The 25,043-nt window shown below is 37.1% G+C and carries 21 protein-coding genes; 13 read left to right on the forward strand and 8 right to left on the reverse strand.

The annotated features are described in order from the left end of the window. Nucleotides 1-17: 17 nt before the first annotated feature. Nucleotides 18-1,415, reverse strand: a complete 1,398-nt coding sequence (locus NMG88_RS04400) for a helix-turn-helix domain-containing protein (protein ID WP_488168646.1) — start codon at nucleotides 1,413-1,415, stop codon at nucleotides 18-20. A 240-nt stretch (nucleotides 1,416-1,655) separates the two neighbouring features. On the opposite strand from NMG88_RS04400, the gene NMG88_RS04405 reads away from it, so the two are divergent. Together NMG88_RS04405 and NMG88_RS04410 are read left to right on the forward strand one after the other, a co-directional pair. After that, nucleotides 1,656-3,071, forward strand: a complete 1,416-nt coding sequence (locus NMG88_RS04405; RefSeq protein WP_254035140.1) for a calcium-binding protein — start codon at nucleotides 1,656-1,658, stop codon at nucleotides 3,069-3,071. A gap of 139 nt (nucleotides 3,072-3,210) precedes the next feature. Next, nucleotides 3,211-4,422 carry a hypothetical protein gene (locus NMG88_RS04410; RefSeq protein WP_254035141.1) on the forward strand — a complete coding sequence of 404 codons (1,212 nt, stop codon included), beginning with the start codon at nucleotides 3,211-3,213 and terminating at the stop codon, nucleotides 4,420-4,422. A 139-nt stretch (nucleotides 4,423-4,561) separates the two neighbouring features. Here the strand turns inward: NMG88_RS04410 and NMG88_RS04415 are convergent, their stop codons facing one another. Beyond that, the gene (locus NMG88_RS04415; RefSeq protein WP_042152174.1) at nucleotides 4,562-5,863 is read right to left on the reverse strand and encodes a tetratricopeptide repeat protein; all 1,302 of its coding nucleotides are present in this window, start codon (nucleotides 5,861-5,863) and stop codon (nucleotides 4,562-4,564) included. Between the two features lie 533 nt (nucleotides 5,864-6,396). Here NMG88_RS04415 and NMG88_RS04420 point away from each other — a divergent pair. The 6 genes from NMG88_RS04420 (at nucleotide 6,397) to NMG88_RS04445 (ending at nucleotide 13,505) form a co-directional block, all read left to right on the forward strand. Continuing rightward, nucleotides 6,397-6,987, forward strand: a complete 591-nt coding sequence (locus NMG88_RS04420) for a chromophore lyase CpcT/CpeT (protein WP_042152177.1) — start codon at nucleotides 6,397-6,399, stop codon at nucleotides 6,985-6,987. A gap of 680 nt (nucleotides 6,988-7,667) precedes the next feature. Further along, nucleotides 7,668-9,425 (forward strand): group II intron reverse transcriptase/maturase, encoded by a 1,758-nt coding sequence (gene ltrA / locus NMG88_RS04425; RefSeq protein ID WP_430202546.1) that lies wholly within the window; start codon nucleotides 7,668-7,670, stop codon nucleotides 9,423-9,425. Between the two features lie 96 nt (nucleotides 9,426-9,521). Beyond that, entirely contained in the window at nucleotides 9,522-10,676 is a 1,155-nt protein-coding gene (locus NMG88_RS04430; RefSeq protein ID WP_254035804.1) for an NAD-dependent epimerase/dehydratase family protein, read from the forward strand. Between the two features lie 121 nt (nucleotides 10,677-10,797). After that, a complete protein-coding gene (locus tag NMG88_RS04435) occupies nucleotides 10,798-12,594 on the forward strand; it encodes a hypothetical protein (RefSeq protein ID WP_254035142.1) in 1,797 nt (598 codons plus the stop codon). A 183-nt stretch (nucleotides 12,595-12,777) separates the two neighbouring features. After that, nucleotides 12,778-13,041 carry a hypothetical protein gene (locus tag NMG88_RS04440; protein ID WP_027254675.1) on the forward strand — a complete coding sequence of 88 codons (264 nt, stop codon included), beginning with the start codon at nucleotides 12,778-12,780 and terminating at the stop codon, nucleotides 13,039-13,041. Between the two features lie 8 nt (nucleotides 13,042-13,049). Next, on the forward strand, nucleotides 13,050-13,505 hold the full coding sequence (locus NMG88_RS04445) for a type II toxin-antitoxin system VapC family toxin (RefSeq protein WP_027254674.1): 456 nt from the start codon (nucleotides 13,050-13,052) through the stop codon (nucleotides 13,503-13,505). Between the two features lie 154 nt (nucleotides 13,506-13,659). On the opposite strand, the gene NMG88_RS04450 is transcribed toward NMG88_RS04445, so the two are convergent. Together NMG88_RS04450 and ccsB are read right to left on the reverse strand one after the other, a co-directional pair. Beyond that, nucleotides 13,660-14,016 (reverse strand): KGK domain-containing protein, encoded by a 357-nt coding sequence (locus NMG88_RS04450; RefSeq protein WP_254035143.1) that lies wholly within the window; start codon nucleotides 14,014-14,016, stop codon nucleotides 13,660-13,662. Between the two features lie 44 nt (nucleotides 14,017-14,060). Then, the gene (ccsB, locus tag NMG88_RS04455) at nucleotides 14,061-15,089 is read right to left on the reverse strand and encodes a c-type cytochrome biogenesis protein CcsB (RefSeq protein WP_227350148.1); all 1,029 of its coding nucleotides are present in this window, start codon (nucleotides 15,087-15,089) and stop codon (nucleotides 14,061-14,063) included. Between the two features lie 185 nt (nucleotides 15,090-15,274). Between ccsB and NMG88_RS04460 the strand changes: the two genes are divergently transcribed. Both NMG88_RS04460 and NMG88_RS04465 read left to right on the forward strand, forming a co-directional pair. Next, nucleotides 15,275-15,772, forward strand: a complete 498-nt coding sequence (locus tag NMG88_RS04460) for a 2TM domain-containing protein (protein ID WP_042152183.1) — start codon at nucleotides 15,275-15,277, stop codon at nucleotides 15,770-15,772. A gap of 203 nt (nucleotides 15,773-15,975) precedes the next feature. Continuing rightward, complete coding sequence (locus NMG88_RS04465; RefSeq protein ID WP_167541242.1) at nucleotides 15,976-16,125, forward strand: hypothetical protein; 150 nt, start codon at nucleotides 15,976-15,978, stop codon at nucleotides 16,123-16,125. Between the two features lie 197 nt (nucleotides 16,126-16,322). Here the strand turns inward: NMG88_RS04465 and NMG88_RS04470 are convergent, their stop codons facing one another. Next, nucleotides 16,323-17,009, reverse strand: a complete 687-nt coding sequence (locus tag NMG88_RS04470; RefSeq protein ID WP_042152186.1) for a diacylglycerol/polyprenol kinase family protein — start codon at nucleotides 17,007-17,009, stop codon at nucleotides 16,323-16,325. A 302-nt stretch (nucleotides 17,010-17,311) separates the two neighbouring features. Between NMG88_RS04470 and NMG88_RS04475 the strand changes: the two genes are divergently transcribed. Continuing rightward, nucleotides 17,312-17,770: a phosphate-starvation-inducible PsiE family protein gene (locus tag NMG88_RS04475; protein ID WP_042157086.1), complete on the forward strand. Its 459-nt coding sequence runs from the start codon at nucleotides 17,312-17,314 to the stop codon at nucleotides 17,768-17,770. Nucleotides 17,771-17,909: 139 nt separating this feature from the next. Then, nucleotides 17,910-21,521 carry a Yip1 family protein gene (locus NMG88_RS04480; RefSeq protein WP_254035144.1) on the forward strand — a complete coding sequence of 1,204 codons (3,612 nt, stop codon included), beginning with the start codon at nucleotides 17,910-17,912 and terminating at the stop codon, nucleotides 21,519-21,521. Between the two features lie 226 nt (nucleotides 21,522-21,747). Here the strand turns inward: NMG88_RS04480 and NMG88_RS04485 are convergent, their stop codons facing one another. The 3 genes from NMG88_RS04485 to NMG88_RS04495 form a co-directional block, all read right to left on the reverse strand. Next, nucleotides 21,748-22,518, reverse strand: coding sequence for an exosortase-dependent surface protein XDP2 (locus tag NMG88_RS04485; protein ID WP_026794078.1), 771 nt, complete (start codon nucleotides 22,516-22,518; stop codon nucleotides 21,748-21,750). A gap of 314 nt (nucleotides 22,519-22,832) precedes the next feature. Further along, complete coding sequence (locus NMG88_RS04490) at nucleotides 22,833-23,603, reverse strand: exosortase-dependent surface protein XDP2 (RefSeq protein WP_141293230.1); 771 nt, start codon at nucleotides 23,601-23,603, stop codon at nucleotides 22,833-22,835. Nucleotides 23,604-23,864: 261 nt separating this feature from the next. Beyond that, nucleotides 23,865-24,074, reverse strand: coding sequence for an Hfq-related RNA-binding protein (locus tag NMG88_RS04495; protein ID WP_026794080.1), 210 nt, complete (start codon nucleotides 24,072-24,074; stop codon nucleotides 23,865-23,867). Nucleotides 24,075-24,193: 119 nt separating this feature from the next. Between NMG88_RS04495 and dapF the strand changes: the two genes are divergently transcribed. After that, complete coding sequence (dapF, locus tag NMG88_RS04500) at nucleotides 24,194-25,039, forward strand: diaminopimelate epimerase (RefSeq protein ID WP_026794081.1); 846 nt, start codon at nucleotides 24,194-24,196, stop codon at nucleotides 25,037-25,039. Nucleotides 25,040-25,043: the final 4 nt, after the last annotated feature.

Below are 25,043 nucleotides of genomic sequence, written 5' to 3' on the forward strand. Positions count from 1 at the left end.
GGGATAATTTTAATATTTTAATCACAGCAAGATATAATATAGTTCTGCATCACAGAATCAACTGTAAAAACCATCTCATTATCTAAATTTTGTTTTTCAATTAATCCTCGTCTTTCTAAGGAAAGCAGCACTTTAAATAGTTGATTTGGAGTATCAGAAAATTGTTCTAATAATTGCGATAATGGTAGAGGTTGAGGGTGGGAAGACAGAAAAGCGATCGCCTCTTTTTCTAATTCCGATAATCGCTGATACTGTTGTTGTAAAATTTGGCTTAATTCATCTCCTAAACAGACAGGTTTATAACTGATATATTGATTAATTTTACCTCCAAATAATTGCTTAATCAAATGCTTAACTAATTTCAAATAAAGCGGATTTCCCCGAAATAGATTAATTAATTCTGGGTAATTTTCCTCATCCTGTAATCCTTGATTTTTCAATATTTCCGTTGCTTTTTCTCCTAAACCTGTTAAGGAGAAAATTTGAGTTAAACCACTCTCTCCACTCAAGGTAACGACTTCTAAGGGAGGTTCCCAACTATTGAATAGTAAGCAACTATTATGGGTTAATTCTCCGATCAGTTTAAAGAATTTACTATAGTTTTGATATTCGGGTTGATAATTACCAACCAGTTGACCTTCTTTAAATAGACACTGAACATCATCTAAGATAATTAAACAACGGCGATCGCGTAAACATTCTAATAAAATTGCTAATTGACCATCCAAATCATCAGGAAGATTTAACTCCGTTTGGTTTGATAAAAATTGAATTAACTCTTTTAAGGTTGTTTCTAAACAAGAAAAGCTACGAAGACTCCGCCAAATAATACAATCAAATTCTGTTTTTATCTGTTCAACTAGATGACGGGCGATCGCACTTTTTCCCATTCCGCTTATTCCTAAAATAGCAATCATGCGAGATTGTTTTTCTAGGATTAATTGTTTTAGAGTATTGAGTTCAGACTTGCGATCGTAAAATGTTGTAAGTTCCGGTGCATCCCTTAAATCAATTTGAGGTTTGATTACAGAATATTGTTGATTTTCCGTTGATGTTGGTGGGGCGTTTTGTTTCGCTTTTGGGGGTTTTGTAGAGTTTCCACAAAAACTAATCTTTCCGATTTTAACATCCTTCCAGAATGAATAACTACTATTATTTAATTGTATTCTTCCAAATGTAGAGCGTAAATTAGATTTATTAACAACTTCTCCAACTTCCTCTGATATCACTTGCCATAATTCCGATGCAACTTTTCTGACATGAGTTTCTGTACAGTTGTATTGGTTAGCAATATCTCCGTATTTTTGACTGTTCAACACCCCCATTAAAATCGCTTCTTGCAGACTACTTAGATGCTTCCCGGTTTTTTCAAATATCACTTGGTCTGCCCATGTCAGCATTTCATCAAAATCCATTTGACTTAAATATTACAAATGATTAAGTATTATCCCACATTTTCCGATTTTTTGCAACTCTTTCCTACAAAATCTTACTTATTATAAATATTTACTGGGGTAAAAATTAAAAAATCCCCTACAAAATCCCACTTTTATTTGTTGCTACAATCATAAAAATGCTCAATAATTAACAGCTATATAAGTTTATAACTTAGACATATCAAACTCACATCATTAGAATCAGGAGAACGTGAAATTATGGTATTAATTCCCAATTCAGCTTTAGGTGTTTTAGTCGGTGATGAATCTTCGGAATTGATCTCGTTAATACCAGGACAATTAGCAGGTTTTCCTCAAGGAGTATTAGCTTTAGGTGGTAACGATACCATACAAGGTTCAGTTGATGGCGAAGTAATAAATGGCAACCAAGGTTTTGATCAAATTTTTGGGGGCGGTGGTAATGATAACCTATTTGGAGGACAAGATGGTGATGTCATTGATGGTGGTGTAGGAGATGATATTCTGTTCGGTAATTTAGGGGCAGATATTATTACTGGTGGAGATGGAAATGATAATCTATTTGGTGGTAAAGATAATGATAATTTATCAGGTGATTTAGGTAACGATATCCTGTATGGAGATTTCGGAATTGATACTTTAACAGGAGGTGGAGGAAGCGATATTTTTATATTAGGAATTGGTGGAGGCGGTGCGGATATAATTACAGATTTTCAAGATGGTGTAGATTTAATGCAATTACCCGCAGGACTTACCTTTAGCAATATTCTGGTACAAGCATCAGGTAATCAAACAGCTATTGTTTTAGCAACCACAGGTGAAGAATTAGTCCGATTAAATGGTATTCAACCTTCTGTAATTACCAGCGCTGATTTTGTCGGAGGTTCGCCAACTCCAGTACCCCAAGGAGAACCGGGTAGTAATATTGCTACAGCCCTTGATTTAGGAGTGCTTCCTGATCTACTTAGTTTTAGTCAGTTTGTCGAAAAAGATAATCCCAATGATTTTTATCGTTTTAACCTCCAGAATAACAGTGATTTTAGTCTGGGTTTGGGGGGCGTGAGTAGTAAGACTACAGTTGATCTAATTAAGGATTTTAACAACAATAATCAGATTAATAGTGTAGATGGAGATGTTTTAAATTCTGTTGATGTATACTCTGGTGGTGCAGAAATTAACCGTGCATTAGAAGCAGGTACTTATTACATTCAAGTCTCTAATGATTTAGGAACTAACTATGATTTAAGGTTAGAAGCCGCTTCAAAACCAGCAACAACTCCATCCAACCCAGGAAATACATTAAATACAGCTTTAGACTTGGGTAGCTTGATCTCAAGTAAAAGCTTTACAGACTTTGTTGGTAAAAGTGATCCAGTAGATATTTATCGCTTCACTCTTAATCGCAATAGTGATGTTGAACTGATTGTTGGTCGTACAAGTGTAAGGGAAAGAGTCGATCTTAAACTTATTAAGGATTATAACAACAATGGTCAGATTAATAGTGTAGATGGAGATATTTTAGATTCTGATTATACATCCCCTGGTGGTTTTAACGCACAAATTACCCAAGCATTAGAAGCAGGTACTTATTACATCCAAGTTTCTAGTGAGGAATCGACTAACTATGATCTTCGAGTGAATGTTTCACCTCGCTAATTCAGAGAAAGTAGGGTGGGTGACTGCAAAAAATATTGATATCTCAATTAAAAATTGATAAAAGTCACCCACTCTACAATCTTGTAAAACACAAAATCAATAGTTTTTAAGTATTTTAATTATCAAAAAAAGCAAGATAATGGAAGAAAATCCTAGACCAGATAACAACCTTCCTGAACCTACACCCAATAATAACCAAAACTTTCAGAAACTTATTCAGGATTATATTAAATATCTGAATAATCAACGCTCATCAGGAAATTGGTTGCCCTATCTTATCAGTATAGCCATCTTTTTAATTTTAATTTATGGGTTGGCTAATGGGGTGCTTTCACTTGTACGTCCCTGGATGATAGCGGAGCAAAACTCTCCTCCAGTTACACCCAATAATACCCCGACTATAACTTCCCCAACACCAGAACCAACTACTCCTGAAACTCCTAACCCATTTCAAAGCGTTACATTTCCAAAGGATGTCTGTGGAGATCAGCTACCTGATGATGCAACCGCTTATCCAGTGAGTTTATATCCCATTTTTGTTAAATATACAGAAGCGGATTTAGCTAAAGTTAAATCAGACTTTTGCCGAGATGCGTTTAAAAAATTTAGAGACAAAAATAATCGAGATGAAATTCAAGTGGGATCATTTGTAGGAACCGAAAGATCTAGTCAATTTAAAGAGTTTATATCTCAAACTTTTGCAGATGTAGAGGTTGGAGAAGCAACAATTATTGCATCTAAAAGGGAAACCCCTACAGAAAAACCATCCCCATCTCCTATTGCTAAAAAAACTTTTAGATCAGATCAAAACACCTTTAAAGATTTAGAAATTGGATGTGGTTCTTCCTCAGAAACTATTGATTTTGGCAATTTAGAAATTACCTGTGACACACAATTGCATATTAAAAATTATAGTTCAGATTGGTATGAACTACAAATGAATTCTAGGTTTGCAACAGAACCTCTTGGGATGAGCACACAAGGAACTAAATATCTTCTGATTCCTCCAGGTGGATCAGAAAGAAAAAGCCTTTATAGTATTGCTTTAAACGGTAATACTTACCAATTCAAAGCTCGAAAAATATCACAAAGTATACCTTCCGTGACAATTACCGTAAATTGTAATGATCAGCCTATCCTTTTTTGGAATATAGCAATGAAACCCAGATGCAAATCAGAAGGTGGAACATTTATAGATTTATATACAGTATTCGGAAATACTACCGTTAGTTTAGATATTGGAAGTGGTACTCCTTTAGTATATGAGCCTTCACTGATTGGTCAAGAGGGATGGATATCTTCTGAGAATTCTAAAATACGCATAACTTTTTATGCAGGTAGAAAACAATGAAAAAATTACTAATTAGCCTCAATTATGCTGTGATATACATTTTTTATGATTCTACTATCTACTTATTTAAGTTATAATATTTTTTGAAATTTAATCCTTGTGGTATGGGTAATTCATGAATTGTCCATACTATTAAAATTTAGCGATTCATTTGACGATTAGCAAGATCAATTTTTTTAACAAAATAATCCTCTCGATATTTTAACTGTTGTGCTAATCCTAATCCTTGTTGGAAGGCTGCGATCGCCGATTGATATGCTTTTTGTGATAAATAAATATCTCCTATTTGATCATAAGCATTCATCATCCCATAATAATTATTAGTCTGTTGATTGACCAAAACTTGGGCTTGATAAATGTCTAAAGCGGTTTTAATTTGATTTTGAGACCGATAGAGTTTACCCAGTCTTCCTAATGCTTCACTGGCGTTATCAAACTGTTGAATAGAGGTAGCAATACTGTAGGCTTCTTGATAGGTTGCTCCCGCTTGTTCAAATTGTTCTAATTTTTCATAATTCCCACCAATACCTAATTTAATTTCTGGAATTGGTAATAAATTTTGCTGACCTGCATAATATCCAGCTAGTCTTTCTTTAACAGAAATAGCCTTTAAATATTCTCCTATTTGTTCATAAATAAAACTTAATTGTTGTAGCGATCGCACTTCACTCGCCGGGGGTGTCGGGTTGGGATTTTCGGGGGTAGCGGGTTGGGGTTGAGGCGGTAGAATATCCCCTTTAATGGCGCGGATTTCCTGTTGTAATTCCAATAGTTTCTCATAAGTTGCTGCGGCGTTGGGATAGTCTAACCACATCATATAAATTTGAGCAATTTCATTAGAATATTGTTCTTCTGCTAAACTATCTTGACTTTTATTTGCCGTTTCTAATAAATATTGATAGACTGTTAAAGATTGCTTTTTAGCTCTAACATTCTTAAATGTTAATCCCAAGGATTGCCATAATTCAAAATTGTCACTCTTTTCAGTTTGCAGTTTTTGTACAATTTGATCAAGGCGTTCTGTGATGAATTTTATATATAATCTTTGACTATTATTCCAAGCAATTAACCCGATGCGATTTAAAGCTGCAATTTCTTGAGATAATCCAAAATAACGCCTAATTCTTAACTCTCGATTCCATAATTCAAACGCACCTGGAATATTTCCAGTAGCTAATAATGCTGTAGCTTCCGCATTTAGTTTAATTAATTCAGGTTCTAATATTTGCTGTTGACTTTGACCTAATACTTGACCATCGGGGGGAGGAGAAGGGAGTAAAGGATCGGGTTCTTTAGTAAATAATGGGTTAGGAGAAAAATCATCGAGTAGGGGTTTTTCGGGTTTGGGTTGTTTTTGTTTTTGAGCGATCGCAATTCCAGTATTTTCTAAACCAGATAAGATCACAATAACAGCTATTAAAATAATATTGACTGCCTGCATAGTCAGTGTTTTTAGGTTGGTCATAAAATTAACAGCGCAGAATTTAAAATAGAACCTATTTATTATTCTATAACTATTTTCAACCGTTTGTAAACACTCCAATCAATTTTTCTAGCGAAATTGACCTAAAAAGGATTAATAGAATTATATACAATCAAAAAAGTTTATTGATTTTAAATCATCAAAATGATGGAACTCAGCTTTTATTATTGAGTTTAGAACAAAGTTGAATCGGGTAGTCAATAAATACTCAAAAACCATAATACCCTCCCCCCACCGTCTATAGATGTGTAGAGAGAAGGTATATCAATGATCGGATGCCAGCCTACTAGCTTACGGATATTTATATCCTAGCTTAAGGTAAGGCTAAGTGTCAACTCTCGTGTTGAAATCCATTTTTTGCGGAAAGATTAAAGAACACGCCGATGAAGTGCGGGATGTAATTTATCCGCCGATATCAACCACAATATAGATAGTGATATTATGATAACTTTGATTTTGAATTATCTATCTAATCTCAATCGAATTTAGTTATGAGTCATTCCACCGATACTATCAAACTAGCACAATTAATGGCAGCAGACTTCAGCAACCAAGCCCAAGCCTTTGAAAACCCGCCGTTTTTTGCCCATATTCGCGTCTGTATGCGTCCCCTACCAACGGAATTATTAGATGGAGTTAGCTTGTATTTAGAACAGGCTTATGATATTAACTTAAAACAACCCTATCGAGTGCGGGTATTAAAATTAGTGGCGGGGGAAAATCACATTGAAATTGAGAATTATGTGATTGAAAATGAAGCCGAATTTCATGGTGCATCCCGGGAACCTGAACGACTTCAAGGGTTAACAAAAGAACGATTAAAAAAAATGGAAAAATGTTCTTTTATTACCCATTGGACAGGACATGGTTTTAAAGGGGAAGTGGAACCAGGGAAAGGATGTATGGTGGAACGTAAAGGGAAAGTCAGCTATTTAGCGAGTGAATTTGAAATTGATGAACACCACTTTATTAGTCACGACCGAGGACGCGACCCCGAAACCGATGAACAACTTTGGGGAGCTTTAGCAGGGCCATTTCAATTTGTGCGCTGGACAAGTTTTGCTGACGAGGTAAAAATTTGATCCCCTTTCCTGATAAATTTACCGAGTATTGGCACATCAAGATTCAAAAAGTGTATTTATGAAAGTCCTGGTTGTGCGATTCGTTTAGCCTAAAGTAAGCCGAAAGGGTTACGGGACGGTTAGCCTAGCTGCTAAGGCAGTTAGTGACAACTGATTACATTTATGGGTGAACAGCCGTGGCTGTAAGTCCCATCCCTCAAGTGCTGAGGTGAAAGCATAACCCCTAGTTTGTTTGGGTAGCAACCAACAGGTTAAAGCGGGGTTAAAAGGTAGAACTACTGGAAGCCTAATCTGGTAAATACCGAGCAAAAAGTCCATGCGTAGCGTAAGCAAAGATGTGTCTAAACCATCGTAATTTTCAATGGTGTAATGGCTGAATCATAATCAATAGTTATGATTAACACCAAGCCAAAAGGCAAGGATAGGGAATAAGCAACTGACCGGTTGACTTATAAGCACAAGCCCATAAACCCGGTGGATAGCATCACGCTAAAGACTTTAAACAAATGTGTAATCGGAACGAAGTAACTCTTGCATAGCTCTGAAATGGTCAAACAAGTCAGTAAGTAGCTAACGAACGTTATGCAAGAAAGGGATGGTGTTAAAAGCGAATGCCTTGAGTAATATCAAGGATATGCTGACAAACACTCGGTAACTTCAAAGAAATTAAGTAAGTAGCAATGGATATGTCTAAAACGCTGATTAAAACTCAGACGGTGGAATGGAAAGACCTCAACTGGCGAAAGCTAGAAAAGGTAACTTTCAAGTTGCAAAAACGAATATTTCAAGCGAGTGAACGAGGCGATGTTAAGGCAGTTCGCAAACTTCAGAAAACCCTGATTAATTCCTGGTCAGCTAAATGTATTGCAGTCAGAAGGGTGACACAAGATAACCAAGGAAAAAATACAGCCGGAATAGATGGTGTTAAATCATTAACTCCAGAGCAACGTATGAACTTGGTAGGTAAGTTAAAGTTAACCAATAAGGTGAAGCAAACTCGTAGAGTGCATATTCCCAAACCTGGTACAACCGAAACTCCCCCCCAAGCCCCCCGTGCACGGGGGGTTTGGGGGGGCGGAATACTTACAATAAATGACCGCGCATTGCAAGCATTAGTCAAACTAGCAATGGAACCAGAATGGGAAGCTAAATTTGAGCCAAACAGTTACGGTTTCAGATCAGGACGCTCATGTCACGATGCGATTGACGCAATATTTAAAAGCATCAATACCAAGTCAAAATATGTTCTTGATGCTGATATTGCCAAATGTTTTGATCGCATAAACCATAAAGCATTAATTGACAAAATAAACACATACCCAACATTAAGCCGACTAATTAAATTATGGCTAAAAGCAGGGTATTGTGACGGAAAAGAATTGTTTCCGACCAATGAAGGCACACCACAAGGGGGGATTATTTCACCCCTACTGGCAAATATTGCCTTACATGGTATGGAAGAAAGAGTTAAGCAGTACGCAGAAACTCTAAAAGGGGGAAAACGACTTAATCGAACAGCCCTTAGTCTAATCCGTTATGCTGATGATTTCGTAATAATGCACGAAGATTTAAGCGTTGTTAAGAAATGTCAAGAAATAATAGCTGATTGGTTAGGTGATATGGGTTTGGAATTAAAACCAAGTAAGACAAAATTAACCCATACTCTCAATGAAATTGATGGAAATGTTGGGTTTGAGTTCCTAGGATTTCATATACAACAGTACAAAGTAGGTAACTACCTAAGTGCCAAGAATCCCTATGGAAAAATACTAGGTTTTAATACATTAATCACACCCTCAAAAGCCAAAATCAAGACTCATCTTGCAAAAATAGCTGAAGTAATAGATGCCCATAAGACCGCCCCACAAGCTGCTTTAATTAGCAGGTTAAATCCTATTATCAGGGGTTGGTCAAACTATTACTCAACAGTTGTTAGTAAAGAAACTTTCTCAAAAGTTGATCATCTAACATACAACAAGTTGAGAGCTTGGGCAAGAAACAGGGGAAAAGGGAACATCAATAAAGACAAATACTGGAGAACAGTAGGAGACAGAAATTGGTGTTTCAGTACAGAGGACGGAATAGAATTAACTACCCATAACAGCACGCCAATTATAAGGCATACAAAAGTTAAGGGTGAGGCTAGTCCGTTCAATGGAGACTGGATTTACTGGAGTAAACGACGAGGAGAATACCCCGGAACTCCCTCAAGAGTTTCTAAATTAATTAAACGTCAAAAGGGTATTTGTCCTCACTGCGGTCTGTATTTTTCAAGTACAGATATTGTGGAAGTTGACCATATTAAACCAAAATCATTAGGTGGAAAAGACACCTATGATAATCTTCAACTTTTACACAAACATTGTCACGACATAAAAACGGCTAATGATGGTTCTTCAACTAAAACAGTAGAGAACTATGACAATCAACCGTTTTGAATCGTACCTATAACAAAGGTGGAGTTATCAAGGAGCCGTGTGAGGCGAAAGTCTCATGCACGGTTCTGAAGGAGAGGTTAGGGGGGTAACTCCCTAATCGACTCTAACATTGGTGGTGATGGCTACTGCGGTTGGGCGACAGCATTGTATTTATCCAATCGTGGCTATGAAGTCGGTATTCTGGATAGTTTAGTTCGACGTCACTGGGATCAACAGCTTTGTATTGATACATTAACTCCCATTGCTCCGATTCAGCAACGAATTCAGCGCTGGAAAGATTTAACCGGAAAATCAATTGACCTATTTATTGGGGATATCAATAACTACGATTTCCTGATTAAAAGTTTATTGAAGTTTCAACCCGAGGCCGTTATTCACTTCGGAGAACAACGTTCTGCTCCTTTCTCGATGATTGATAGAGAACACGCGGTTCTTACCCAAGCTAATAACGTAATTGGGAACCTAAATTTATTGTATGCAATGCGGGAACATTTCCCCGATTGTCATTTAGTGAAGTTAGGAACGATGGGAGAATATGGAACCCCCAATATTGATATTGAGGAGGGTTATATTACCATCGAACATAACGGTCGGAAGGATACTTTACCCTATCCTAAACAACCGGGGAGTTTCTATCATTTATCCAAAGTTCATGACAGCCATAATATCCATTTTGCCTGTAAAATTTGGGGTCTGCGGGCGACGGATTTAAACCAAGGAGTGGTTTATGGGGTGTTAACAGAAGAAACCGGGATGGATGAACTTTTAATTAACCGTCTCGACTATGATGGCGTATTTGGAACGGCTTTAAACCGTTTTTGTATTCAAGCCGCCATTGGTCATCCCTTAACCGTTTATGGAAAAGGCGGACAAACTAGAGCCTTTTTAGATATTCGGGATACGGTACGATGTATCGAATTAGCGCTAGAAAATCCGGCGGATGTGGGACAATTCCGGGTATTCAATCAGTTTACCGAATTGCATAGTGTTGGTGACTTAGCCCTGATGGTAAAACAAGCGGGAATTGCCTTGGGTTTAGATGTGGAAATTGAGAATATTCCTAATCCTCGTGTTGAATTAGAAGATCATTATTTCAACGCTAAAAATACGAATCTATTGGATTTAGGATTACAACCTCATTTTCTCTCTGATTCTCTGTTAGATTCTCTGTTGAATTTCGCCATTAAGTATAAGAATCGGGTTGATAATACCCAAATTATGCCCAAGGTTTCATGGCGCAATCCTGGTTAATTTAGGATGATGTTTACTGTATAGAGATGTTAAGATCTCTACAGTAAGCATTTTATTGTTTTATAATGCAATAGCTAATTCTATTAAAAACACTTATTACAAGTAGCCACGAGGTATAATAATGGATGTTGCCAAAGTCTTAATCTTAAAAAATCAACTAATCAATATCGTCGAAAAAATACAATTATCTCTGGGCAGTTCTGAACTTGATTCTTCTAATTTTTTGCAATTTATACAAGAGATTAAACCAGAGGTAAAAACTATAAACACTAAAATCAACGACGAAAAAAGAAATCATTCAATTTTTTCGGGAATTGATCATTTACCTTTATTGGCTGCCAATCAAGATACTGTAAAAAAAGAGAAAATTCTATATGCTAAACGCCTAGATTTGATGAATCAGATTGCTATTGATAGCGGGTTGTTATTGAATTTTGTTGAGTTACTAGAATATTACTTTGATTCTCAACAATATCCCGTGATTAAAAATGCTCTCCGCTATTTAGTCGATATTATTTTAATTGAATTAAAGAACTGGACGGATGAGAACGATAGTACAGAATTTATAGAAAAATATGATTGGAGTCGGTTAATTGATGCTTTAATGCAGTTTGAACAATCCCTTAATTTAACCTCTGTTAATCCTTTAACTGTTCAATCTGAAATTAATATTAATTCGATTTTTGATAATTTGCAAACTTATCGCCTTCGTTTAAATGAACAGTATGAAGAATTAATTCAAAGTTCCCTTGAGTTACAACGTCAGCAAGAAGAAGAATTACAACGTCAACAGGAATTAGAATTACAACGTCAGCAACAGGAATTAGAATTACAACGTCAACAGGAATTAGAATTACAGCGTCAACAACAGGAATTAGAATTACAACGTCAGCAACAGGAATTAGAATTACAACGTCAACAGGAATTAGAATTACAACGTCAGCAACAGGAATTAGAATTACAACGTCAGCAACAGGAATTAGAATTAAAACGTCAACAGGAATTAGAATTAAAGCGTCAACAAGAATTAGAATTAAAACGTCAACAGGAATTAGAATTAAAGCGTCAACAAGAATTAGAATTAAAACGTCAACAACAGGAATTAGAATTACAACGTCAACAGGAAGCAGAATTAAAACGTCAGCAACAGGAATTAGAATTGCAACGTCAACAGGAAGCAGAATTAAAACGTCAACAGGAAGCAGAATTACAACGTCAGCAACAGGAATTAGAATTGCAACGTCAACAGGAAGCAGAATTACAACGTCAACAGGAAAAAGAATTACAGCGTCAACGAGAATTGGAATTAAAACGTCAACAACAAATTCGTCAGTTAATTATTGTTCTTGCTGGTGTCATCTTATTAGGAGGACTTGGACTGTTGATTTTTAATCCTTTTAAGTCTAAGCAAGAAAACCCAAATCGTCTGACTCCAGAAACCCCTCAAAGTCGTTTAGAAACTGCCGAAAACTTAGCATTATCAGCATCGCAAATAATTAAAAATCCTCCCCATCCTCTAACCGTTTGGAAACAATCTCAAACTCAATTGCAAGATGCTATTCAACTGTTAGAAGCAATGCCTAAAAATTCTTCTGACTTTCAAAAAATCAATCAACAATTACAAATTTATCAAAAAGATTATAACTCCATTAGCCAAATTTTAAATAAAGAACAAAAAGCAACAAATGATTTAGAATACGCTAAAAAAATTGCAATGGAAGCATCGGTTATGCTGCAAAATCCTCCAGAATCTTTGAGTGTTTGGCAGGAAGCAGAACAAAAATGGAAACAATCTATTAATTTACTTGAATCTATTCCTGAAGATTCTTTTATTTATCCTGAAAGTCAAGATCGACTAAAAATTTATCGAACAAATCATGAAGCAGTAGTCAAAAAAACTCAGCAGAAAAATCAATAATTACTCCTTAATAAATTTGTAGGAAATTGAAAAATCTTACTCAAAATCATAATATTATGATCTTTTTTTTATTGAGGTTGTGGCGATTTCTTGTATTAGATGTGGAAATCGACAATATTCCTAATCCTCGTGTTATAATGCAATAGCTAGTTATATAAAAAACACCTATTGGGGGAAAATACAATGATAGAAAATATTAAAGAGATTATCAAGCAAGCTGAAGACCAAGGAACATATATTGATAAGTGGGCTATTGAAAAGATCGAAACAGATTCTAAAATTGAAACGGCTTACTCAAACAATCAATCTGAAGTTCCTCAGAAAAAAGGAGCTTTAGATGATTTGATTAGTATCTTTAAGGAATGGACAAAGGATGAATCGGGCTATGATCAAGAAGTATATCCTTTAGTAGAACAGGCTCTAAAATCTAATCCCTTATCTTTATAAAAAATTAAATGAGTAAGGTTATACTATTAGATTCAGGGCCTTTAGGAACTATAGTTCATCCTAAATGTAAGCACGAAAAACGTGAGTATCATGTAGAAATTAGAGAATGGTTGGAATATCTCAATCAGAATGATTTTGAGTTGCAAATTCCAGAAATAATAGATTATGAGCTTCGTCGGAATCTACTTTTAGAAAACCTCAATAAAAGTATTAACCGCTTAGATTTGTTGCAGAATCGCCTAATACCTTTAGATCGAAAAACCATGTTAAAAGCTGCTCAATTGTGGGCAGAAATACGGAAGCAAGGAAAGGGTGGATCACATCCAAAGAGTTTAGATGGAGATGCAATTCTGGTCGCTCAAGCTATTGGACAAAAAGATTTTTTTGAACAAGTAATTATTGTCACGACTGACTTAAAAGATTTATCCCGATTTCCTAATCATGGAATATCTATTTACGAGTGACCTAATATTCTAACTAACAACATTTTGTAGTGAGGCGTTCACGCCTCTAATAAGCCCTGAAGGGCTTACTACTACAAAAAAAATGTTCAAAATTCAAAATCAAATCTCTTGAACTTTGAACATTAATAAAATGCGTTAAATTTCCGACTAATAACTAACTCCACATTCCGACACTTTTAGTTGGTTGGTTAACAAAAGGTGGTAGATCAGAACTGGAATCAGAGGGAATTGTAGGGGAAGCATATTCAGAAGTTGGGATACCTCCTTTAGCTTCGACATCCGGTTCATCGGGGCAAAATTCTAAACAAATCCGAAATTTTCCAGTTTTCCAAGATTGGCCCGGACGCAAGAGTTGACACTCAATTCCTTCCTTAAATAAATTTTCTTCTTCTAACTTGGATTCCATAATTGACAGGAATTCACTGGCTTTAAAAGTACATTGAAACATCAATGCACTTTCGCTGGTATTAATCACATCATCATCGTCGAGAATAGAGGTAAAATCGCTCATGTTTATGTCCTGAAAATTGTATTTTTTACTAAGGATTAACTGATTTAGAAAAACCAACCGTAGGAATGTAAACCTTTTCCTAATAGATTAACTCCTAAATAGCACACCCAGACCACCACAAGTCCCGTGGCGGCTAAAATAGCAGGTTTTCGACCTTGCCAACCCCGGGTAATTCTGGCGTGTAAATAGGCCGCAAATACCAACCAAGTAATTAACGCCCAAGTTTCTTTCGGGTCCCAACTCCAATAGGAGCCCCAAGCTTCATTCGCCCAGACTCCCCCGGAAATAATCCCAATGGTTAACAAGGGAAATCCTAATCCAATAATCCGATAACTGATATTGTCAATGGTTTCCACTAAGGTTAATCGCTGTGGGGAAAGCCTGGTAACTGATTCTGGGTTGTCGGTTTTGACGAACTCTAACACGGCCGTTGTGCCATTACCATTGGTAGTTAACCCTTTGGGGTGGGACTCCGTAACGATTTCTGGAGTATAATTGATCCCATTGGTAACGGGTTTATGATGATTTCGGGAAATCCGAGTTCCTAGAGAACTTCCACTTAACTCGATTTCCTGTCCCCTAGTCAGAATTAAAAATGCGATCGCTAATAGAGATCCCACCATTAACGTTGCATAACTCAACATCATGACGCTAACGTGCATCATTAACCAATTAGACTTCAACGCCGGGACGAGGGGTTCAGCGATTCGCATTTGTGGCGGTAACTTCAAAGTTGCAAACGCCGCAATTCCCATCGCCACGGGAGAGGTGACCACCCCAACTAAGCGGCTCCGACTCATTTGTTCAGCAATCAGATGAATAGTTGTTAAACCCCAAGTCAGGAAAAACAAGGATTCATAGAGATTACTAATCGGGAAGTAACCCGCCTCAATCCATCTCGCCCCTAATAATGCCACAATAGAGAGATTGGCGATCGCCATGGACGCAGTGCCCAACACCCACAAATAGGGAAGATTAGGAAACGCCGCCCCCACCCAATACAACAATAGGGTGATCAATAAAATGGCAAAAGAAATATTATCTAATCCATTCTGGAGTACAACCAGATTCATGAACGATTCTCCGGGTAATGGTATTGATGACCGACTTTTTTTAACTTTATCTTAAATCTTGCCCCTAGAACTCGCCCTATACCCTGATAGGATAGGTTAGGCTAGATTAAGATTTCATATTATTAGGGTTGCAGATTACCTGTAAACCTTGTCCTATTTGTATTTTATCTTGATCAGAAAAATCTATGACCAACTCAGAAACTCAAATCACCCCGACCTATTTACAGGAAGATATACAAGAAATTCTGCATATTGCAATTTGTCGTAAACAAGATAACGAGGAAATGACTCGTCAAGAATTGTTAGACATTGCCAAAGATTTAGGAATTTCTCCCCAGGATTTAGAATTAGCTGAACAGCAATGGAAGTTACAAAAACAAGAAGCCGATGAAAAGTTAGTTTTTAACGCCTATCGCCAAAATCGACTGAAACAAAATCTAATTCAATTTGGGATTGTTAACTCCTTCTTAATTTTAATTAACCTAGTGATTTGGCATGGAATCGGATTTGCAGCCTTTGTCTTTTTAACTTGGGGATTATTTTTAACCCTCAGAGCTTGGAAAACCTATCAACTAGAAGGAGAGGATTATGAAGCAGCTTTTAAAGCCTGGAAATTGAAAAAAAATGTGGGTAAATCAATTCATGCTTTTACCGATAAGGTCTTAAAAGGATTGCAGTCTTAAACCTTAATCGGGTTTGTAGGGGTTGGGCAAGAAGACCAAACCCCGAACCAGGTAAATTAAGTATTTCTGACAATTTTAACAGATTGTATAACTTCAGTAAATACAAAAGTGCAAATAAATGTTGCAAATCTGCACACTTTCTGATTTTTTCCGATAGAATGATTAGCATAGAAGCCTAGATCATAGAGTTGAGGTTGGAAGTTATGAATATTTTACGTTCTTTTAAAGAAATGATGACCTATTTAACTGAAGCCGCCGGGCGGATGTTTGTTGTTAGTGATGATACCTACCCATCGGTAGGTACGCAGCCCTTTGAAGGTAATCCTAACAAAGATCCCCGTTGGAAACACTAAGAATAATTTTGATCAAATATTATTATGTGTTTCAAAATCTACTTAAATCCTCCATAACTCCTATGGGGGATTTATTATTGTTTAGGTAATAAAATCTTAAACATATAGCAGCGTGTTTACAACTTCTTTGTGTCTTCGTGTCTTTGTGGTTAAATTATGCTTAACCCTGATAAACATACCAGCACCAACTACTATACCTAAAGAATTTGATTCAGAAAAAAAGCTAGTGACGCACTACCCAAAGGAACAGTTAGATTATCAATTCCATACTTTGAAAAGGTTTCTAATCCGGTAGCTATAATTGCTACAGCTATTGAAATACTCCAATTTATTTGATTATTCCCCTCAGTTGCTAATAAAATAAAACTGCAAATCATCAAACTAACAAATAGCATTGTTAAGGAACCTTCCCAGCTTTTACCATTACCAAAAACTTGATATTTATGTTGACCCCATTGTTGACCAATAACCGCCGCTAAACCATCCCCCCAGGTCATAATTAAAATACCCAAAGCCGCATATTGAGGTTGTTTGATTGTCCAAAACCAACCAATTAAAACCCCAATACTAATCGCATAAAAAAACGTTCCTAAACTTTTTCGTCCCACACTATTAATACTAGGAAGAATTGGGGTTTGATGGGAAATAATAGCAATAATTCCTGAAATTACACTCGCTGTAATTCCGACCCATGCTGGAATATTCAGCCACCAAGCCAGTAGAATCACATTTCCCGTGCCAATATGAACAATTTTACGCGAAATTTCCGCATTAACAGCAAAAACCCGATTTAGTCCTTCTGCTACTACTATAATTAAACCTAACCACCCGGCAACTAATGGGATTTGGAATCCTAAACTATGGATTTCAGTTAAACTCGGCATTTAATTAATGGGATATAAATTAACCTAAATAATCAGTATACGCTGATTATTGCATTTTCAGACATTCTGCAATATCCTTTTCTATAACCATTCTATTTTTAGGTATGTCAGAAATCAACTACTCCGATGATTTGTTATGATGTGTAATTAATTTTGTTTAGGTACTTAGATATGATTTGCCCAGAAACCTTTGAAACTGGATTTAGGGAATAGTTAGATTGATTTTAAAGAATAGTCTTGCATTAACTGACTATAAATTATATATTGATATTAGTTTGTTTAACTCCAATTCACGGGTCACTATGTCACGCAAAAGAACTTTTTTTCAATCCCTTACCCATTGGTTTAGCGACGAAAATTTCTTAATGATATTAGAAGAAATTCAAGTAGCGATCGCTAAAACCTTATCAATTGCTATGGTAATCATTATCATAGTTTGCTGTGGTCAACTGATTGTATATTTAGCCCAAAAATTATTAACAGATTCTTCCCTAATATTTAAAGATTCTTTGTTTGAAATTTTCGGATTATTCTTAAATGTTTTGATTGCTATAGAGATTTTAGAGAATATTTCATCTTACTTAAAAAAGCACGTTATTCAAGTTGAGTTAGTGATTGTTACCTCTTTAATTGCGGTAGGACGAAAAATCATTATTTTTGATCTCGATAAAAAAGGAGGTCAAGATTTGATTGGACTGGCTATTGCGATTTTAGCCCTATCAATCAGTTATTTAATTGTTAGACTGCATCACAGTAAGTAAAGGATTAAAATTTATTTAACGGTTGAAAGATAAATTGATTTAACCATAATTCAGACTAAATATTGCTTTTTAGAGTCGTTCAGGTTAAACTTGAAACCACTCAAAAACCATCAATTGCATCTTTGTAAATTTTTGTTTTATGGAAACCGCATTTAACCAATTCTGGCATCTGGTTTCAGGGGCATTTGCCCTCAACCCAGAGGTTTTTGATCAAATCAATACCTTACCCGATGGCCTCACCGTAGCATTAATTATTGTTCTGATCGCTGGTTTATCACAAGCCATTGGACAATGTATTGTTTTATTTGCTAATAAAGTTACACCGATTCGTTTTTTTCTCAGCTTAGGAATTTCTGCGATTGTTTTTGCTTTAAGTTATGGATTGTGGGCGGGAAGTATTTGGATTGCAAGTAACTTATTTTTTGATATTTCTCTAAGTTTTGATCTAATTTTTAAAACATTAGGACTCAGTTATGCCCCCCAAATGTTAGGGTTTTTAATCGCCTTACCTTACATGGGAATTGCGATAGGGGTATTACTTTCAATTTGGAGTTTACTAGCTCAATTTGTAGGATTAGAAAGCGTTGCCGGATTTGAAGATTGGTCAGTATTTATTTGTACTTTAATCGGCTGGGTCGTCTTACAAATTGTACAACGAACTATTGGTCGTCCGATTTTAGCCTTTAGTCGTTGGTTATCTAATTCGGTGGCGGGAACTTCATTAATTACTGACCCGAAAAAACTAGAAGAAATGGTCATGTACGACGGAAATGAGCCTCAAATTCTGACCGTCGGCAAGGAAATCTGGTTAGAAGCCGAACAACAAGAAGATATTCCTAAACAAAAAACTTCCTCTACTGTTAAATTTGTCGCCCTAGCATTATTAGGTTTATTATTAGTTTTTATTTTATATCCTAATTCTAATAACCCCTTAACCATAGGTTTTAGTCTACTCAATCATAGCTTTAGATTAGGCTTAAAATTAGTTAATTTTAGTTTAATTGCCCTGTTAATTTCTATTGTCCTAACACCCTTAGAATCCTTAACTTGGTGGGCAGGATGGTATGGAGTTAAACCCTTAGAAAATACCGGAACATTAGTCAAAAATCACAATATTGATACTCCAGTAAATCACTATGTTATGTATTTAGATGGGATCAATCAAGGCTCCTATCAATATTTACCAGAAGTTGAACGTTTTTTAGATGCCCTTGCCATTGCCACTCCCGATAATGTAGCGATTGTTAAAGGGATTATGCCCTATTCTGTTACTAATAAACCCTTAACTGAAAATCGGTTATTATCCTTTTTGTGGCGGATGATTGACTCCATGGTGGTTCAAAATCCTTCTAACCCAATTGGTTTTATCATTAATGCCAGAAATGTCGTCTCCGTAGCAGTTTCAGCCGATCCGCGTTACGGCCCGATTCAAAATCAAGGTCTGGCACAAGTCTTATATAATAGTTTACTTAGCTATGGTTATCCCGTCGGTAGTGAAATTCCGGTGACATTGGTGGGCTACAGTGGTGGTGGTCAAATGTCCATGGGGGCTGTAACCTTTCTCAAACGTACCATTAAAGCCCCGATCACAGTAATTTCTATTGCTGGTGTGATCAGTGGAAATACGGGGACAATGGTAACAGAACATCTCTATCATCTAGTTGGGGATAAGGATAGCGTTGAAAAAGTGGGGGCGATTATTTTCCCTGGACGCTGGCCGTTTTCTCTGTTATCAAACTGGAATTTTGCTAAACGGCGGGGAAAAATCAGTTTTATCTCTCTGGGGCCAGTGGGACATAATATGATGGGTGGCCCGATGGGAGATCATCAACTACCAAATGGCAAAACCCACCTGCAACAAACCGTTGATATTGTGACTGGAATTTTATTAGAAAATTGGGAAATTACTGGCCTAGATCCTGATATTTTCAAAAAATCTAGTAACTATGAACTCTACAAAAAAGCCCCCTTTAATCAAGCTGCATATTATCCAGTTAAACAAACTCTTAATCCAGAGTTATATCAACCCGTAGGCAATTGGATAGGTCGATTAATTTTACCTAAATTATCAGAGCGGGAACAGGTGCAGGGCGTATTATTTGAAATTTATCATGCTGATTCATCCCATCAGCATCGAGTCGGACAAATTGTTAATTTAAGATGGGATTTACAGGTTTCTTCTGTCAAGGAAAGAGTTAAATTAGTCACCCAAGATGTTAACTTTATTGATCAGGTAAAAGTTAGTCAATCCCAAGGAAATATTCACCCAGAAAGAATTAATAGTTGGTCACAAGTTGATCCATTAGAATCCATGGCTGGAGCTAGACCCCAGGATGATGTGATTGTGGTGTTAAAAGATCCTGTGGTCTTGAAAGATACGGGTTTAGAACGTTCAAGTCTTTATATTCAAAATGATCCAATTGAAATTACTGGCCGATTTTATGCGCTGGTTCGGTTTATTGAAAATTTAGGCAATGACTTCTTTGTGGTACGTCATTATTCTCCCGCCTCTCAACAATTTAACGGCCCCGAAGAAAGGGTCTATTTGCCCTCTGTGATTGCTAACCGGGATGGGGCTTTATCTTCAATAAATCAGGATTTAGAACAATCTCCGGTTAATGCTTCTGGGTGGTATATATTCGGACAAAAAAATATTGATGGTCAGTTTGTAGTACAGGCGATCGCACCCTATCAATTATTTTCTTTAACTCCTGATTTGGTAATTTCAGGACAACAAAAAACCCTGGATTATATTAACTGGGAATACTGGAAAAATCAAGTCACTCCCCAAGGACAAGTTAAGACAATTTTCCTCAATCCAAATCAGAATAATTCGACGGATTCTATTGTGCCGGAATCCATCTGGAAAGAAGGAGATAGAGCCTTATTAATGCACGTTTATGGAGGCATTGGCGGGCCGAATGGAGATAATACTCCCTTTGGGATTTATTTCGGACATTTTGCCTATGGAATCGCTACAGTCGTGCGCGATCGCCTTACCCAAGAATTGCGATTTAACATCGAATATCGCCAAATTTATACCCATAATTGTGATGGAATCATCTCAGGAAGTTTAGACTGGACAAGGTATAGTGGCGATCGTCAATTTGGTTGGTTAGGATCTCGTCCCTTTACCGATATTCTAATTAAATTTGATCCCCTAACCCAAGATTATGATTTTGATAGTTTCAAGTTTTCTCCCTTAGATATTGTTATTAATGAACTCGATATTATGACGGCTCGATATCGGGTTGGAGATGGAACTGGAACTACTTTTGTAAGTGCAATTAATTCCTGTTCTCAAGATTCCAGTCAAGCCTTGTATTTATCCTTAAGAAGAATGCTGGCGCAGTTTGAATTAAATCCTTTATTAATGAAATGGTTGCGGGAAAATCCCCACCACGAACAAACCGAAAGATTTCTTCAATTAGCCACCTTAGTAGCAAGTTTAGAAAGTATTTTAACTGCTGGAGGGAAAGCCCGAAAAGATTGGCGATATGGTTCTCCAACTTTAGGGCGTTTTACTGAAGAAACTCCCTTAAAAACCTTATCTCAATTAGGCTCTAGTTGGCGCTCATTATTACCGCGATTAATTAATGATAAAATTGCCATGATTTTCCTACAATTAGGCGCCTATCTCTGGATTCTCCGCACCCATCAAGTCGGCGGTCACGATCCCACCCTGAAAACCCTAATTCCCACGGATTTTTGGTTCGGGATTCCTAAATTGAAAAACTTTGAATATGATTAAGCTGTTAATCATCTCAAAAGAAACCTATGCTTGTCCGATTTGTCGTTGTGGTCAGTTGTCTAATATTACCTTGATGGATTAGTCTGCTATATCTACTTAGAAGAATCTTGTTCCGGTGTTCCCTGATATCCCTATAAAATCAAATTGCCACCCCATCATTTTTTCACTTCATGGGGCGGCGGTTAATTCAGGGATATCTAATATTAACTAATTCAACAGATATGCTTTATTGAGCTTTTTTGCGACGAGACATTGCTAAAGCAGCACCGACTAAACCTAATCCTAAAACAGTCGCAGGTTCAGGAACAGCCTTATTTAGACCCACCACTTTAAAATCAGGGCCCACATAATTAGATTCGCTGATTAACCGTAGACCACCAAAAGACTTGGAATCGGTCAGTCCTAAATCTAACAAACTGACTCCTAAAGACCCTACTGTTTGAGCACTACCGATTTCTGTGGTATCAAGTCTATAACCCGCGTCCTTCCATCCCGATGAATCTAGTAGAATTGAGTTTCCAGTCAATTCACCTTTTTTATTCAAAGCTTGAACTTGGAGTTTACTGTTTTTGCCCCGTTCAAAGAACAGGAAATTATCAACAGGTTTACCAAAGAACAAGTCTAGGGTAAATTTGCCACCGTCTTCGGTATCAATAATATTGCTGAGATTTAAATTTCCTAGAGAGGCTGCTAAATTACTTCCCGTCGGATTTTCTACCTGAACTCCCGAAGCATTATCCCCTCTATCGCTACTGGCTGCGCCTGTATTATCGCCTGTCCAGAGATCGTTTTGGATAATATTAACATCTTTGACCAGGGAGAAATTGCTGTAGGTCTTACTACCAATTTCAACCGAACTCAAAGATATGTCGCTTTTCCACTGACTTTTATCTGTTGTGGTGTAGTTGGTTTTGAAGGTAAACGCTTGGGCCGAGGTCGCGCAAATCCCGGTTAAAGCTAGGGTTGAGATTAAGGTTGTGAGGAGTGTAGTTTTCATTTGGAATCCTTTGTGTGAATATGCTGCTGGCTACTGTGACCCTGAACTCGTAACTCTGTTTTTCTGAGTGTCTCCTTAAAACGGGACATTTTAGCAACCAGAGTTATTACATACAGGTTGTCGATAACACAATAACAATATGGGCAGGATACGTCACCCCTGTTTATCCAAATTTCCAGAAGTTTTACAGAACTTTTACAAAGATTAGCTTTTATGTAAAGAGTTGATGAAATTCCAATAAAACTGTTGTCTTGTGTCCTGGGGCGGTGGTCAATTTAAAGATGTCTAATGTTGGTTTCTTCAACAGATATGCTTTATTGAGCTTTTTTGCGACGAGACATTGCTAAAGCAGCACCGACTAAACCTAATCCTAAAACAGTCGCAGGTTCAGGAACAGCCTTATTTAGACCCACCACTTTAAAATCAGGGCCCACATAATTAGATTTGCTGATTAACCGTAGACCACCAAAAGATTTGGCATCGGTCAGTCCTAAATCAAACAAACTGACTCCTAAAGACCCTACTGTTTGAGCACCACTGATTTCTTTGGTATCAAGTCTATAACCCGCGTTCTGCCATTTTGATGAATCTAGTAGAATTGAGTTTCCAGTCAATTCACCTTTTTTATTCAAAGCTTGAACTTGGAGTTTACTGTTTTTGCCCCGTTCAAAGAACAGGAAATTATCAACAGGTTTACCAAAGAACAAGTCTAGGGTAAATTTACCACGGTCTTCGGTATCAATAATATTGCTGAGGTTTAAATTACCCAGGGAAGCTGCTAAATTACTTCCCGTCGGATTTTCTGCCTTAACTCCTGAAGCATTATCCCCTCTATCGCTACTGGCTGCGCCTGTATTACCGCCTGTCCAGAGATCGTTTTGGATAATATTAACATCTTTGACCAGGGAGAAATTGCTGTAGGTCTTACTACCAATTTCAACCGAACTCAAAGATATGTCGCTTTTCCACTGACTTTTATCTGTTGTGGTGTAGTTGGTTTTGAAGGTAAACGCTTGGGCTGAGGTCGCGCAAATCCCGGTTAAAGCTAGGGTTGAGATTAAGGTTGTGAGGAGTGTAGTTTTCATTTGGAATCCTTTGTGTGAATATGCTGCTGGCTACTGTGACCCTGAACTCGTAGCTCTGTTTCCCTGCTTGTCTCCTTAGAGTGGGACATTTCAGCAACCAGAGTGATTACATACAAGCTGTTAATAACTACAATAACAAACTTTATTGGTTTGTCACCCCTGTTTATCAAAAATTCTGGAAGTTTTACAGAAACTTTATAAAGATCGGTCTTTATTTAAAGCATCGACCCAATTCCCTATAAAGAGCGGGGTAAACTTCTATTATTTCGGACGAATAAAAGCAATCGAATGTCGCCAAATCAAGATTTGTAGGTTGTTTGGGTCTTGTAAACAAATACAGTTGGGATCTTGCCAGATAATCGTTCCCAGAAGAAGATCATTCGTTAGCAGTTTAATTTCTACTGAGTTTTTATCCTTGGTATACCCTTGAACTTTGCGAATACTGGGTAAATCGGTATTAAATTCAGACATAAGTAGTTGTTTTTATCAACATTAAAACAATAATATATAAGGTGTAAGGGATTTTGAACTTTTTGATTCACTTTCGCCCAAACGCCTAAATCACACTAACGATAAAAGTGGAGGAATTCATGACCATTACATTTACGAAATATCACGGTTTAGGGAATGATTTCATCCTGATTGATAATCGTCATCAGTCGGAACCCCTAATCACCCCAGAAAAAGCTATAGAAATGTGCGATCGCAATTTTGGTATTGGTGCTGATGGCGTGATATTCGCCCTCGGTGGAACCTCCAACACTGACTATACCATGCGAATTTTCAACTCCGATGGTTCGGAACCTCAGATGTGTGGAAACGGAATTCGCTGTTTAGCTAAATTTATCGCTGAACTGGAAAACCGCGATCCGAGCACCTTCCCCGTAAGCTACAAAATCCATACCCTAGCGGGTGTGATTACCCCGGTATTACAAGCCAATGGCCAAGTTAAAGTGGATATGGGACTTCCGCGACTTTTAGCCCAGGAAATTCCTACCACTCTTGCCGCCGCCGATGAGAAAGTAGTCGATGTTCTCTTGTTAGTAGCTGGACATTCTTGGAATGTTACCTGTGTGAGTATGGGAAACCCCCATTGTATTACCTTTGTGGAGGATGTTGAGGAAATTAAACTCGCAGAAATCGGCCCTTTATTTGAGCATCATACCGTTTTCCCTGAACGCACCAATACGGAATTTATTCAAGTGATTAACCGCAATTATCTTAAAATGCGGGTATGGGAACGGGGGGCTGGAGCAACTCTCGCCTGTGGAACCGGGGCTTGTGCTTCTGTGGTTGCCGGAATTTTAACAGGAAATTGCGATTTTGTTGTTACAGTGGAATTACCCGGAGGTTGTCTTGAGATTGAATGGTCAAATCAAGATCAACATTTGTATATGACCGGGCCAGCACAACGGGTATTTACCGGAAATTATTAAGAGA

The organism is Planktothrix agardhii (genome assembly GCF_904830935.1).
Lineage (GTDB): Bacteria > Cyanobacteriota > Cyanobacteriia > Cyanobacteriales > Microcoleaceae > Planktothrix > Planktothrix agardhii.

Bases quoted from the DNA above. Each gene is read 5' to 3' on its own strand.
- NMG88_RS04400 (WP_488168646.1), bottom strand. From the start codon at position 1,415: ATGGATTTTGATGAAATGCTGACATGGGCAGACCAAGTGATATTTGAA.
- NMG88_RS04405 (WP_254035140.1), top strand. From the start codon at position 1,656: ATGGTATTAATTCCCAATTCAGCTTTAGGTGTTTTAGTCGGTGATGAA.
- NMG88_RS04410 (WP_254035141.1), top strand. From the start codon at position 3,211: ATGGAAGAAAATCCTAGACCAGATAACAACCTTCCTGAACCTACACCC.
- NMG88_RS04415 (WP_042152174.1), bottom strand. From the start codon at position 5,863: ATGCAGGCAGTCAATATTATTTTAATAGCTGTTATTGTGATCTTATCT.
- NMG88_RS04420 (WP_042152177.1), top strand. From the start codon at position 6,397: ATGAGTCATTCCACCGATACTATCAAACTAGCACAATTAATGGCAGCA.
- ltrA (WP_430202546.1), top strand. From the start codon at position 7,668: ATGGATATGTCTAAAACGCTGATTAAAACTCAGACGGTGGAATGGAAA.
- NMG88_RS04435 (WP_254035142.1), top strand. From the start codon at position 10,798: ATGGATGTTGCCAAAGTCTTAATCTTAAAAAATCAACTAATCAATATC.
- NMG88_RS04440 (WP_027254675.1), top strand. From the start codon at position 12,778: ATGATAGAAAATATTAAAGAGATTATCAAGCAAGCTGAAGACCAAGGA.
- NMG88_RS04445 (WP_027254674.1), top strand. From the start codon at position 13,050: ATGAGTAAGGTTATACTATTAGATTCAGGGCCTTTAGGAACTATAGTT.
- NMG88_RS04450 (WP_254035143.1), bottom strand. From the start codon at position 14,016: ATGAGCGATTTTACCTCTATTCTCGACGATGATGATGTGATTAATACC.
- ccsB (WP_227350148.1), bottom strand. From the start codon at position 15,089: ATGAATCTGGTTGTACTCCAGAATGGATTAGATAATATTTCTTTTGCC.
- NMG88_RS04460 (WP_042152183.1), top strand. From the start codon at position 15,275: ATGACCAACTCAGAAACTCAAATCACCCCGACCTATTTACAGGAAGAT.
- NMG88_RS04465 (WP_167541242.1), top strand. From the start codon at position 15,976: ATGAATATTTTACGTTCTTTTAAAGAAATGATGACCTATTTAACTGAA.
- NMG88_RS04470 (WP_042152186.1), bottom strand. From the start codon at position 17,009: ATGCCGAGTTTAACTGAAATCCATAGTTTAGGATTCCAAATCCCATTA.
- NMG88_RS04475 (WP_042157086.1), top strand. From the start codon at position 17,312: ATGTCACGCAAAAGAACTTTTTTTCAATCCCTTACCCATTGGTTTAGC.
- NMG88_RS04480 (WP_254035144.1), top strand. From the start codon at position 17,910: ATGGAAACCGCATTTAACCAATTCTGGCATCTGGTTTCAGGGGCATTT.
- NMG88_RS04485 (WP_026794078.1), bottom strand. From the start codon at position 22,518: ATGAAAACTACACTCCTCACAACCTTAATCTCAACCCTAGCTTTAACC.
- NMG88_RS04490 (WP_141293230.1), bottom strand. From the start codon at position 23,603: ATGAAAACTACACTCCTCACAACCTTAATCTCAACCCTAGCTTTAACC.
- NMG88_RS04495 (WP_026794080.1), bottom strand. From the start codon at position 24,074: ATGTCTGAATTTAATACCGATTTACCCAGTATTCGCAAAGTTCAAGGG.
- dapF (WP_026794081.1), top strand. From the start codon at position 24,194: ATGACCATTACATTTACGAAATATCACGGTTTAGGGAATGATTTCATC.